We start from the raw sequence: 13,201 nt of genomic DNA, 5'->3' as shown, positions 1-13,201 counted from the left end.
AAAGAACGTTTGAGTCGCTTTAGCGTCTCAAGGGATGCGAATAATACACCCTTTATTTTTCGAGTCAACACTTTGTTTTAAACTTTCTTTTTAGAAGATTTAAAACCGAAGTTTTATTTAACTCTGTGAGTAGTTCGTGCCTCGCTATGCTTCGGCGTTTCCCGTCTCAGTGGGGTCGCATTATAGGGAGATTCGAGCGGGGGTCAATGTTTTATTTCAGCTTTTTGACAATTAAATGAATTTAGTATGAAAGCTATACAAATAAAGGGCTACAGGATACTTTTAGTTTAAAAAACACGCACAATATAAGTATCTATTGATGAGGTATTAGTAAGGTTTAAACTAAGCTGTATGTTAAACAAACAACACACAGCTTTATTTTAAATTAAAGGTTTATTTAGATGCTATTTCCCATACGGCAATGGAGCCTGATATTTCATTTCCAACGATTAATAGTGGGTTTCCTGTAGCACTTTGCTCAGCTGGAACGAATTCCATTCCTTCAGGCGCTAAATCGCCTGTAATATTAGCGTCTTTAATTAAGCCTCTATTATAGAAGTAGTCTTCAAACTGCACATTATATGGATTGGTAATATCATAAACCATAATCCCACCCATACGCTCGAGCCCTATAAAAGCAAATGTACGATCGTCAATTTTACCAATAGTCAGCGCTTCTGGCTCTGCGCCTTTATCATCTGAACGTGAGTCACCTTTGTTTTCATCTTCATTGTTGTTAAATGCTTCACCATGAACCGATGCAGTAATACGACCTATATCATCGCCTGAATCAAACACCACCAGCCCATTGCTGTCCAAAATGGTAAACGAACGTGCACCATAAGCATAAAGCGATTCGTATTGACCATCATTATTAGTATCGCCTTTTATTGTTGTTACTTTTAAGCGACCAATATCGTTATCGTCGTTATTTAAGTAATCAAAATTAGCTGCAAGCGTTAAGTCTTCAACGCGGCTCTCATCTATATAAGCTAAGCAGCCGTCGTCTTTATCGTAATCAAGTCCCCCCTTTGCTATACAGTCTGCTTCATCCGTTGTATCAAAAAAGTATTCTCTTGCGTCACCTTCGTTGGCAGTGACTATAAAGTTAGCGCCTTTCCAACTAAAGCTTGAGATAGTATCGGGCTGGTACATACCATAGAGCCCTGGGTATGATTTAAAATTAACGCCGCCATCTTTATCTGAGGCATCAAGTTGTAAGCTTGACCAATCTTTAAAGCCTAAGCCCTTTAGCTCAAGGCTGTTGTCTTGTAGGTTAACTATTGCAAGTGCATTGTTTTCTTGAATAGATACATAAGCGTATTTGTTATCTTTAGAAATGCTAACGTACTCGGGCTCTAAATCCATAGCTACTGTGGTATTTATCAGATTACCGTTAATAGTACGACCATTTGGGTTTGCAAAAACTACCCCTTGCGCTTCTAGTTCGGTTTGTTTGTTGTTATAGGCTTTAAAATCAATATTTATTGCTGTATCGGCTATTACATTATTTGTTATATCGATAATACTAATAGAACCTTCAGGGTCTACGCTGTAGTCGCCGCTTGGTTCACCTTCGTTAGCAACCACTGCCTTTGCGCCATTATGGGTGAACGTCACCATGTCTGGTAAAAATCCGACCGTTACGTTTTTAATAAATACAGGTGAGTCGCCGCTTATATCGTAAAAAGCAATTTGACCTGCATCACCCGTGCTTTTAGCAGCCATTGCGACCGCTAGTAAATTATTATTTTCATCAATAGCAATGCTGTTTGCATCGCCTTGGGTATGCTCGTTTAAAGACAACGTAATAACGGACGTTAAATTTGTGGCGCTGATAACCCCTTCGTTATCTTTAACGAGTGCGGCAGTATCAAAGGTATCGGCGGGTAAAATATTAATAACAGCGTCATCGCCTGAACTGTTAATAGCGTAAATCCATTTTTTAGATGCTTGGTAAGCAACTATTTCAGCGGCACCTTCTGGACTTTGTGCATTTAATACTCCTCTTCCTACGAGGCTAATATTTAATACTGAATTAGCATTTACACCATTTATCCCATTTGCGCCTTGTTCTCCCTGTAATCCTTGAGAGCCGTTTTGGCCATCGTCACCATCAAGTGAGCAACCAGTAAGAACAGATATAAGTGACAGCGCAATAATTGATTTTTTAAACATGTGATTTTCCTTAGTATTGTATTTGCTAAATATCAACACACAGGCATGACAAGATTATGGCAATTTTAATACAGCCCCTTAGCCTAAGTAATTAGCTTATACGCTAGCGGAGTTATTAAAATTAAAGCAGCCGTATAGCCAAGTATTTTTACAGTCGGGGAATAATCTCGTTTAATTGCAACCCCTAGCAAAGGTCTAAGTACATCAATACGTGTAATACCCCATGTAATAACACCGCAAAAAGACCAAGTCCCTATAATAATGATGAATGGTTCAGCACCAGGCCCTAAACTTAAAGGCTGTAGTAAAAAACACAAAATAATCAAAATGCTTTGATGCAATAAATAAAAGGGAAACACCCATACATTGAGCTGTTTTAAATAGTAAGTATTAAAATTTAAGAATCGGTGAGCGAGCGCAAGTACAAAAAATACACCTACAACACGTTGAATATTGTAGCTAGCGCTTAAAATAAAATGAGGAAGAGTAAACACCTTCTGATAACTTAATATTATAAGTACAAACAAAACCGCAAAACTCAAAGCTAGTAATACTAATTTTTTATTTAAGCAGTTCCAAAAGTAAGTGTTTTTGGCAAGTATGTATCCTGTGAGTAGCAGTATTAAGCCGTTAGTCTCTCTAATTGAATCGCCAGTTAAGTAATGGCTTGTAAATAGTACGGCAATAGTGAGCAAGGTAATTAAAAGCCCAAATGACATATCCCCTTTAACAAAGGTTTTTAAAGGCGTAATAAAAGGCAAGCGTGCAAAAAGAGTTAAAACAATAATGATCAGCATAAATTGCCACAACGAGCGCAAATACCATAAGTGATTTACATCCACATTCGGCCACACTCCAGACTGATAATTAATAAAAAGCGTATTGTTAGTCTCTATAAAAGCTAAATAAAATTGCCAATAGCTAATATCAATAACACCTTGCTGTGACATTTCTGCAAACAGCTGTAAAGGCACTATTAACCATAACCCCACCAGCAAGGGTAACAGTAAAAAAATAGAGCGGTATAAGGTGAAATGTAACCAAGACTTAAAGCTGCGTACTTTATCAATCATAAAACGCAGTGCTACGCCCGATATAAACCAAATGAGCAACATGCGCCAAGGTGAAAACACCAACATTAAATATTCAACATACTGTGATGTATAATTACTTTTAAAATGAAATCCCCAGTTTTCACTATACAACATGCCAATGTGATAAAAAATTAGCGACGCAAATGCGATTATCCTAAGCCAATCAAGATAATATTTACGCGAATTAACTAATGAAGGTTGTTGTACTTGAGTGCTCATGCTTTTACTACTTTATGTATGTTATGCGTTATTCATACCTAAAGCTCTCGCTAAAACTATCTATAAGTGCTTATATTACAAGCAATAGTGATAAAAGGTGGTATACAGGGATAAGCGTGCCACGTCAGCAATAAGCATATATTTATGAACCTACAGCACTTTCAACGTTTTCAAAGCATTTACGCATCAGTATTACTGTGTGCTTACGTATTAATTAATAATACAGTAAACGCTACAACCCAAATAATGGAAGCCCAAAGAGAGGGAGCTTTAACTTTTTTAATGTGGGAGCCATTTATTTGGGAGTATTCAAGTGCCTTGAGTACTTTGCTTATATTCCCTATTTTAATTTGGTTTTTAAGACACTTATCTTTTAATTGGCAAAATATTACGGCCTCATTAGGTATGTACTTTGCTGCCTCTATTATATTTAGCGTGTTACACGTTGGTATTATGGTAGGGGTTCGTAAATTCATATATTTGTTGAATGATGGGTCTTACAACTTTGGACTTAGCTGGTTTGAGCTTATTTATGAATACCAGAAAGACGCTATAAGCTTTGTGTTTTTCATCGTACTTATCAAAGTATATCAATATGTGGTGCAGCAGTTACTAGGTGAAGCCTCTTCAATTGAAGAAAGTGAGCAGCAAACAACATCGACCATAAACCGCCTATTAGTTAAAAAGCTCGGAAAAGAATTCATTATAAAAATAGAGGATGTTGATTGGCTTGAATCGTCGGGTAATTATGTAAACCTACATATAGGCTCACGTATATATCCGTTAAGGGCAACGCTTACAGCATTAAGTAAACAACTTGAAGTGCAGGGGTTTTGTAGAATTCACCGCAGCCATGGCGTAAAACTCGATAAAGTGGAGTCTATTACACCACTATCCAGTGGCGACAGTGAAATAAAATTAACTACAGGTAAAGTACTAAACCTATCTAGACGCTATAAAGAGCAATTTAAACTTCAACTAAAATAAAAAAGGCTACCTAAGTAGCCTCTAATTGTTATTTTTTAACTGGGCGTTTCCAACCCGTTAAATTACGCTGTTTAGAGCGTGCTATTGCTAATTGGTCATCTTCAACGGTACTGGTGATCACAGAGCCTGCACCAATTGTTGCAGTTGCGCCTATATTTACTGGGGCAACGAGTGATGAATTAGAGCCAATAAAAGCATTATCGCCAATAATAGTTTTTGATTTATTAACACCATCGTAGTTGCAGGTAATAGTACCAGCGCCAATATTCACTTTTTCGCCAATTTCAGCATCACCTAAATAACTTAAGTGGTTGGCTTTTGAGCCTTTGCCTAAACGTGTTTTTTTCATCTCAACAAAGTTACCAATGTGTGAGTCTTCTTCCATTACAGCGCCTGGGCGAAGGCGAGCATAAGGGCCCAGCGTACATTTAGCAGCTACGCTTGCATCTTCAATTAAGGTATTCGCCTTTATTACCACGTTATCGCCTATGGTACAGTTTTTAAGTACACAGTTAGGGCCAATTTGTACATTGTTACCAAGGGTCACATTACCTTCAAAGATAACGTTTATATCAACTAATACGTCTTCGCCTGTTTTAACATTGCCACGCACATCTATACGGGCAGGGTCGGCGAGTGTTGCGCCATTTAACATTAACTCTTCTGCTTGCCATGCTTGGTAAGCGCGCTCTAAGCCTGCAAGTTGTATACGGTTATTTGCGCCTTCAACTTCCATTGCATGATCTGGTTGCGCTGAAGTGATCTCTACGCCTTCACTGTGAGCCATTGCAACGATATCTGTTAAGTAGTACTCGCCTTGTGCATTATTGTTAGATAAGTTACCTAACCAAGTTTTTAATAGCTTACCGTTAACAGCCATAATGCCTGTATTTACTTCGTTAATAAGTAACTGCTCTGAGCTTGCATCTTTTTGCTCAACAATACCGACTAACTTACCACCAACACGAAGCATGCGACCATAGCCATTTGGGTTTACCAAATTTACCGTTAATACCGCTAAACCATTTTTAGGTGTTGCAGCTAATAAACGCTCTAGAGTTGATTGTTTTGTTAGCGGTACATCGCCGTATAAAATTAATACTGTGTCTTCATCGTTAATATGAGAGTTGGCTTGCGCTACTGCGTGGCCAGTACCGAGTTGTTCTGCTTGAAGTACCCAATTTACATCGTTATCGGCAAGTTGTTGTTGTAATAGATCGCCGCCGTGTCCGTAAACTAAGTTTGTAGTCGTTGCACCTAATGCCATCGCATTATCAATAACGTGCTGTACCATTGGTTTACCTGCAACATTGTGCAAAACTTTAGGTAGAGCAGAGCGCATACGAGTACCTTTACCCGCAGCAAGAATAACAGTTGTTAGAGCCATTAAAACAATTTCCTTTTTCCGTTGTTTTAGCTAAATAAGTATTATGTTTGTGCAGAAGATTACGTAAATCACTTCTTGTGCAGATACTCAGTAGGTTAGTTTATTCGTACTGAATCTTGACTGAAAAACACACTTAATTGGATGACGTTATTGTAGCGAGGATTGGTGAAGGATATAAGTGATAAAGCACAGATAATAGTCTGATAGACCTGTTATTTAACAATTATAAATAAGCGATACACCATGTTTAAATTACAGACACAAAAAAGCCCACATAAAGTGGGCTTTTCAAAACCGGATAGGCTTACTTGTGACGTAATTGCTGAATTACGCGTAACTGAGCAACTGCTTCTGCCAGTCGCGTAGCCGCTTGTTGATAATCAAACTCAACAGCTGACGAATTCGCCATATGTTCTTCAGCTTCACGTTTAGCTTTTTGTACAGAATCTTCATCTAAATCTTCACCACGAACCGCAGTATCTGCAAGAATCGTGATGTGATTTGGTTGAACTTCTAATGTACCGCCAGCAACATATAACACATCTTCGTGACCATATTGCTTAACTAAACGTACCATACCAGGTTTAAGGGCAGTTAGTAGTGGAGCATGACCTAGGTTTACACCCAGCTCGCCTTCACTACCAGATACTTGAATCGATTCAACAAGACCAGAGAACAAGCTCTGCTCTGCGCTTACTACGTCAAGATGTACAGTCATAGCTGTCATACTACCCTCCTAGTTACATGCCTTTGGCTTTTTCTTGAGCTTCTTCGATAGAGCCAACCATGTAAAACGCTTGCTCTGGAAGCTCATCAAACTCGCCGTTTAAAATGCCTTTGAAGCCAGCAATTGTATCTTTCAGTGATACGTATTTACCAGACGCGCCTGTAAACACCTCTGCCACGAAGAATGGCTGAGATAGGAAACGTTGGATTTTACGTGCACGAGATACAAGTTGCTTATCTTCGTCAGAAAGCTCGTCCATACCTAGGATTGCAATGATGTCTTTAAGTTCTTTGTAACGCTGAAGAACTGTTTGAACGCCACGTGCTGTATCGTAGTGCTCTTGACCAATTACTTGTGGGTCAAGTTGACGCGAAGATGAATCAAGTGGATCTACCGCTGGGTAGATACCAAGTGATGCGATATCACGTGAAAGTACTACTGTTGCGTCTAAGTGAGCAAAGGTAGTTGCTGGAGATGGATCCGTTAAATCATCCGCTGGTACGTATACCGCTTGGATTGATGTAATTGAACCAGTCTTAGTTGAAGCGATACGCTCTTGAAGCACACCCATTTCTTCAGCAAGTGTAGGCTGGTAACCTACCGCTGACGGCATACGACCAAGAAGTGCAGATACTTCAGTACCAGCAAGTGTATAACGGTAGATATTATCTACGAAGAAAAGTACATCGCGACCTTCATCACGGAACTTTTCAGCCATAGTAAGGCCTGTTAACGCTACGCGTAAACGGTTACCTGGAGGCTCGTTCATCTGACCGTATACAAGCGATACTTTATCAAGTACGTTTGAATCGTTCATCTCATGGTAGAAATCGTTACCCTCACGTGTACGCTCACCAACACCTGCGAATACTGAGTAGCCGCTGTGCTCGATTGCGATGTTACGGATAAGTTCCATCATGTTTACAGTTTTACCAACACCGGCACCACCGAATAAACCAACTTTACCACCTTTAGCAAACGGACATACAAGGTCGATAACCTTGATACCAGTTTCTAAAAGCTCAACTGAACTTGATTGCTCTTCGTATGAAGGCGCTGCACGGTGAATAGACATACGGTCTTCTTCGCCGATTGGACCCGCTTCATCGATTGGCTCACCAAGTACGTTCATGATACGACCAAGTGTTGCTTTACCAACTGGAACTTGAATCGATTCACCTGTATTCATAACTAAAGCACTACGACGTAAACCATCAGTAGTACCCATAGCGATAGTACGCACTACACCGCCACCTAGCTGTTGTTGAACTTCTAAAGTCAAACCAGCTAAATCGCCATCTGTTACTCTTAGTGCGTGGTATACCGCTGGCACGCTATCTTGTGGAAATTCAATATCCACAACGGCGCCGATAATTTGGACGACCTTACCTAAACTCATGTCTATTCCTCTCGTTAATCTTTACCCGAAGCATTAAACTGCTGCTGAGCCAGAACAAATCTCACTAATTTCTTGTGTGATTGCTGCTTGGCGAGCCTTGTTATAAACAAGCTGTAGCTCGTCCATAAGGTCACCTGCGTTATCAGTTGCAGCTTTCATTGCAACCATACGAGCAGCCTGTTCTGAGGCAGCATTTTCTACCACACCTTGGTATGCTTGAGACTCAATAAAGCGTACTAACAAAGACTCTAAAATAGCCTCTGGGTTTGGCTCGTATAAGTAATCCCATGTGTGAGCAGATACTTCTTCTTCAGCTTTTGGCAAAGGGAGTAACTGATCTATAATTGGCTCTTGCTTCATGGTATTAACGAATTTGTTATATACCAAGAATAAACGGTCTATTTTGCCTTCAGAAAATGCATCAAGCATAATTTTTACAGGACCAATAACGTCTTGTACTGAAGGTTTATCTCCTAGGCCCGCTTTTTTAGCGAGTAGTTGACCACCAAAACGTTGAAAGAAGCCTGCTGCCTTACTACCTAAAGTAGCAAATTCAGCATCAACACCTTTCTCTTTCCACGCTTTAACATCAAGTGCAACTTTCTTAAACTCGTTTGAGTTCAAACCGCCACACAGACCACGGTCTGTAGAGATAACAATATAACCAACTCGTTTCACTTCACGTTCTTTTAAGAACGGGTGAGTAAAATCAAGATTTGCTTGAGCAACACGACCAATTACTTCACGTAATTTATTAGCGTATGGACGGCTTGAAGCAACGCGTTCTTGCGCCCTTTTCATTTTAGACGCAGCAACCATTTCCATTGCGCTAGTGATCTTTTGAGTATTTTTAATACTCCCGATCTTGCTTTTAATCTCTTTTCCGCTGGCCATGACTCTCTCTCCGAATCAAGGTGTGCTTTAGTTTCCTAAAGCGCACCATTAATAACTAAATTACCAAGTTTGCGTAGACTTGAACTTCGTAAGAAGTTCTTTAAGCTGCGCTTCGATCTCGGCATTCAAGTTACCAGTTTCATTGATTTGAGCCACAAGCTCTGCGTATGTGCTAGTTGCATAAGAAAGTAAAGCTGCTTCAAAGTCACCGATTTTCGCGATTTCGATGTCTTGAAGGAAGCCTTTTTCAGCAGCAAATAACGACAAAGACATTTCAGCAACAGACATTGGCGCGTACTGTTTCTGCTTCATTAGCTCTGTTACACGCTCACCATGCTCAAGTTGAGCACGAGTTGCATCATCAAGGTCAGACGCGAACTGCGAGAACGCAGCTAATTCACGGTACTGAGCTAGGGCTAGACGAATACCGCCACCTAGTTTCTTAACGATTTTAGTTTGTGCAGCACCACCAACACGCGATACCGAGATACCAGCATTTACTGCCGGACGGATACCTGAGTTGAATAAGTCAGTTTCTAAGAAGATCTGACCATCGGTGATAGAGATAACGTTAGTCGGTACGAACGCAGAAACGTCGCCGCCTTGAGTTTCAATGATTGGCAATGCCGTCAATGAACCAGTTTTACCTTTCACTTCACCATTAGTGAACTTTTCAACGTAATCTGCGTTTACACGCGATGCACGCTCTAAAAGACGAGAGTGAAGGTAGAATACGTCACCTGGGTATGCTTCACGGCCTGGTGGACGCTTAAGTAGTAATGAAATTTGACGGTAAGCAACTGCTTGCTTAGACAAATCATCATATACGATTAATGCGTTTTCACCACGGTCACGGAAGTATTCACCCATAGTACAGCCCGCGAACGGTGCTAAGTACTGAAGTGCCGCAGATTCAGAAGCAGATGCAACAACTACGATAGTATTTGCTAGTGCACCATGCTCTTCTAATTTACGAACTACGTTTGCAATAGTAGATGCTTTTTGACCAATCGCAACGTACACACACTTAACGCCTGTGTCTTTTTGATTGATGATTGCATCGATTGCTAGTGCAGTTTTACCTGTTTGACGGTCACCTATGATAAGTTCACGTTGACCACGACCAACTGGAATCATCGCATCGATAGATTTATAACCAGTTTGAACTGGCTCATCTACTGATTTACGCTCGATTACACCTGGTGCAATTTTTTCTACAGGTTCAAACCCGTCGTTATCTAAAGCGCCTTTACCATCGATTGGAGCACCTAGTGTGTTTACAACACGACCAAGTAGACCAGGACCAACAGGAACTTCTAAAATACGACCAGTTGTATATACTTTTACGCCTTCAGTAAGGTCAGCGTACGGACCCATTACTACTGCACCAATTGAGTCGCGCTCAAGGTTTAGTGCGATAGCATAACGGCTGCCAGGAAGCTCAATCATTTCACCTTGCATACAGTCAGCAAGACCGTGGATGCGGATGATACCGTCAGTAACAGATACAATAGTACCTTCGTTACGAGCTTCACTTACAACTTCGAACTTCTCAATACGTTGTTTGATCAGATCTGAAATTTCAGTGGAATTAAGTTGCATGCTCTTTTTCCCAATTACGATTGTAGTGTTGTAGCTAAGCGGCTTAATTTACCGCGAATAGTACCGTCGATTACAGTGTCGCCAGACCTAATAATAAGTCCACCAACCACTGACGCGTCTTCACTACAATTCAGCTTAACTTTGCGTGCGAAACGTTTTTCAAGTGCCGCTACCAATGACTCTTGTTGCGCAGCAACAAGAGGAGTTGCAGAAATCACATCTACTTCGATTTCTTTATCGTATTCTGCTTTAAATTCAGCAAATAACTCAGCAACGTCAGGTAGAGCTGTCAAACGTCCATTTTCAGCCATCACCTTAACTAGGTTCTGACCTTGTTCGTTGAGCTGCTCAGCACAAAGTTGAATAAATAATTCAGCTTGTGCAGTAGCTGTAGGCATACCTGCTAAAGCAGATGATGCTTGTTCATTGCTGGCTACGTGGCCTGCAAAGAACAACATATCATTCCAGCTTTCTAGAGTGCCTTTCTCAACGGCAAGTTCAAAAGCCGCTTTAGCGTATGGGCGAGCGATAGTAGTCAAATTAGACATGCTCATACCCTCCTAATTACAGCTCAGCGACAAGTTTTTCAACGATGTCACTATGTGCGGCTTGATTAATTTCACGCTCTAAAATACGTTCTGCACCAATCACTGCCAGAGTTGCTACTTGCTTACGTAGCTCTTCTGTTATGCGATTACGTTCAGACTCAACTTCAGAGTGCCCTTGAGCAATGATACTTTCACGCTCTTGCTGACCACGAAGTGTTTCTTCGTCAACAATTAGCACTGCACGCTTTTTAGCTTGATCAATGATATCAGCCGCTTGAGCTTTTGCATCTTTAAGCTGTTCAGCAGCTTTCTTTTGCGCAAGTTCTAAGTCTTTTTCGGCTCTATCAGAGGCAGCTAAACCATCTTCGATTTTTTTCTGGCGAGCTTCAATTGCACCGTTTAGTGGTGGCCATACGTATTTCATACAAAATAATACGAACACCGTAAACGCAATCAATTCACCGATAAGAGTGGCGTTTAAATTCACAACCGCTCCTCCTTAAATAGTAAGCTGTTCAAAAAATAAAATTAAAGTACGAACAACAATACCATAGCGATACCAACACCAATCATTGCTACAGCATCGATTAGACCAGCAAGAATAAACATCTTAACTTGTAGCGAAGGTGCAAGCTCAGGTTGACGCGCACATGCTTCAAGGAATTTACCGCCCATGTTACCAAAACCGATTGCAGTGCCGATCGCACCAAAACCGATTAGTAAAGCTACTGCGATGTATTTTAAGCCTGTTAATAATTCTAAAGCTTCCATTTATTTCTCCAAAGTTTCAATTGTAAAGTTAAAAGTAAAAGTAAAATTGTAAATCTAAAAATTAGTGATTATCTGAACTTGCCATGCTTAGGTATACAATCGTAAGCATCATAAATACGAATGCTTGCAATACAATTACTAAGATGTGGAATACAGCCCAAACAAAATGCAATGGTAATTGCATAAATCCGATAGCGCCGATCAAGATGAAAATCAATTCACCTGCATATAAGTTACCAAACAGACGTAGCGCTAATGAAAACGGTTTAGAAACCAGCGCAATCAGTTCAAGTAATAAGTTAAACGGGATTAAAAGGATTTGTAGTGCAGTATTATTTGAACTAAACGGGTGAAGTGTTAGTTCTTTAATAAAACCACCGATTCCTTTTATTTTAATTGAGTAGCCTATCATTAAAATAAATACACCCAGCGCTAGCGCTGCAGTCATATTAATGTCAGTCGTTGGTACAATTTTCATGTACACATCGTGTGAATCCATACCAAACGCAGTCTCACCAACAAAACCAGCTAATGCAGGTAAAAAGTCAACCGGTATTAAATCCATTAAGTTCATTAAAAATATCCAAACGAATATTGTTAATGCTAATGGTGCAATAAGCTTGCTTTTACCATGGAAAGTATCACGTACGTTGTCACCAACAAACTCTACTACCATTTCAATGAAACATTGAAATTTTCCAGGTACACCTAGTGTTGATTTTTTAGCGGCACTACGAAAGATCCATAAAAATATAAGACCTAAACCGATAGACCATGCGAGGGTATCTATATGCCATGTCCAGAAACCACTATCCGTACATGCTTTATTGAAGGCGAGACCTGTATCGGTCGAACACATCTTAGCATTGGTCAAATGGTGCTGGATATGGCCAGATAGAGTAACTTCTTCTGCTGCCATGTTATATCCCAAAGTTAATGTTTAAAAAAAACGGGTGCGAACAATCCAGTAAAGAGCGCCAGTATATAAGTACTAAAAAAGGGTAATAAAATTACCGGAAAATGCTTCAGTACTAGCGCAAACAATACAATTGTTAGCATAAATTTTAATCCGTTGCCGCGTTTCAACGAGGCATACGCTTGATTTGCTCGACTTGCACCCATATGTCGGAATGCATAAAGACCAAATACAAAGTGCGGAAGTACTGCGACAACTCCACCAGCGAGTGATGAAAGCGCTGCATTGACTCCCGAACTAAAACAAATAATTACAGCAGCAACTAATGCTACAACACCCTGAAGGCAAATTAACTTTAATACGGCAAGTCGATATGGACTCGCTAACTTATCAGTCACGTTTAGTTAACCTTTATTGCGTTCTAATTGTTAGGGTGTGAAAACTGGCGAAATTATACTTAATCCTGCCAGTTTTGCAAC

Annotated in this window: 13 protein-coding genes; 1 reads left to right on the top strand and 12 read right to left on the bottom strand. The window is 40.1% G+C overall.

Annotation, left to right across the window (positions count from 1 at the left end):
• Positions 1-393: 393 nt before the first annotated feature.
• Positions 394-2,178: a choice-of-anchor I family protein gene (locus tag H5092_RS19495; protein WP_182734737.1), complete on the bottom strand. Its 1,785-nt coding sequence runs from the start codon at positions 2,176-2,178 to the stop codon at positions 394-396.
• Positions 2,179-2,261: 83 nt separating this feature from the next.
• Positions 2,262-3,491 carry an acyltransferase family protein gene (locus tag H5092_RS19490; protein WP_182734725.1) on the bottom strand — a complete coding sequence of 410 codons (1,230 nt, stop codon included), beginning with the start codon at positions 3,489-3,491 and terminating at the stop codon, positions 2,262-2,264.
• A 144-nt stretch (positions 3,492-3,635) separates the two neighbouring features.
• Here H5092_RS19490 and H5092_RS19485 point away from each other — a divergent pair, with 144 nt between their 5' ends.
• Positions 3,636-4,478, top strand: coding sequence for a LytTR family DNA-binding domain-containing protein (locus H5092_RS19485; protein WP_182696217.1), 843 nt, complete (start codon positions 3,636-3,638; stop codon positions 4,476-4,478).
• Between the two features lie 28 nt (positions 4,479-4,506).
• On the opposite strand, the gene glmU is transcribed toward H5092_RS19485, so the two are convergent.
• From glmU to H5092_RS19435, 10 genes are all read right to left on the bottom strand, one after another.
• Positions 4,507-5,865, bottom strand: a complete 1,359-nt coding sequence (gene glmU / locus H5092_RS19480) for a bifunctional UDP-N-acetylglucosamine diphosphorylase/glucosamine-1-phosphate N-acetyltransferase GlmU (protein ID WP_182734721.1) — start codon at positions 5,863-5,865, stop codon at positions 4,507-4,509.
• Between the two features lie 304 nt (positions 5,866-6,169).
• Positions 6,170-6,592, bottom strand: a complete 423-nt coding sequence (locus H5092_RS19475) for a F0F1 ATP synthase subunit epsilon (protein WP_004335277.1) — start codon at positions 6,590-6,592, stop codon at positions 6,170-6,172.
• 13 nt (positions 6,593-6,605) lie between these two features.
• Positions 6,606-7,991 (bottom strand): F0F1 ATP synthase subunit beta, encoded by a 1,386-nt coding sequence (atpD, locus tag H5092_RS19470; RefSeq protein ID WP_004335274.1) that lies wholly within the window; start codon positions 7,989-7,991, stop codon positions 6,606-6,608.
• Between the two features lie 33 nt (positions 7,992-8,024).
• Positions 8,025-8,885, bottom strand: coding sequence for a F0F1 ATP synthase subunit gamma (gene atpG / locus H5092_RS19465; RefSeq protein ID WP_024597176.1), 861 nt, complete (start codon positions 8,883-8,885; stop codon positions 8,025-8,027).
• A gap of 60 nt (positions 8,886-8,945) precedes the next feature.
• Positions 8,946-10,487 carry a F0F1 ATP synthase subunit alpha gene (atpA, locus tag H5092_RS19460; protein WP_004335270.1) on the bottom strand — a complete coding sequence of 514 codons (1,542 nt, stop codon included), beginning with the start codon at positions 10,485-10,487 and terminating at the stop codon, positions 8,946-8,948.
• Between the two features lie 14 nt (positions 10,488-10,501).
• A complete protein-coding gene (gene atpH / locus H5092_RS19455; RefSeq protein ID WP_004335267.1) occupies positions 10,502-11,035 on the bottom strand; it encodes a F0F1 ATP synthase subunit delta in 534 nt (177 codons plus the stop codon).
• A 16-nt stretch (positions 11,036-11,051) separates the two neighbouring features.
• Complete coding sequence (atpF, locus tag H5092_RS19450; RefSeq protein WP_004335264.1) at positions 11,052-11,522, bottom strand: F0F1 ATP synthase subunit B; 471 nt, start codon at positions 11,520-11,522, stop codon at positions 11,052-11,054.
• 41 nt (positions 11,523-11,563) lie between these two features.
• A complete protein-coding gene (gene atpE, locus H5092_RS19445) occupies positions 11,564-11,806 on the bottom strand; it encodes a F0F1 ATP synthase subunit C (RefSeq protein ID WP_007585980.1) in 243 nt (80 codons plus the stop codon).
• Positions 11,807-11,867: 61 nt separating this feature from the next.
• Positions 11,868-12,725, bottom strand: a complete 858-nt coding sequence (gene atpB, locus H5092_RS19440; protein WP_024597178.1) for a F0F1 ATP synthase subunit A — start codon at positions 12,723-12,725, stop codon at positions 11,868-11,870.
• A gap of 14 nt (positions 12,726-12,739) precedes the next feature.
• Entirely contained in the window at positions 12,740-13,120 is a 381-nt protein-coding gene (locus H5092_RS19435; protein WP_004335240.1) for an ATP synthase subunit I, read from the bottom strand.
• Positions 13,121-13,201 lie beyond the last annotated feature (81 nt).

Source organism: Pseudoalteromonas sp. SR41-7, from assembly GCF_014163935.1.
Taxonomy (GTDB): domain Bacteria; phylum Pseudomonadota; class Gammaproteobacteria; order Enterobacterales; family Alteromonadaceae; genus Pseudoalteromonas; species Pseudoalteromonas distincta.
Note: the sequence above shows the minus strand (reverse complement) of the source record. Positions and strands in the feature narration are given on the sequence as shown.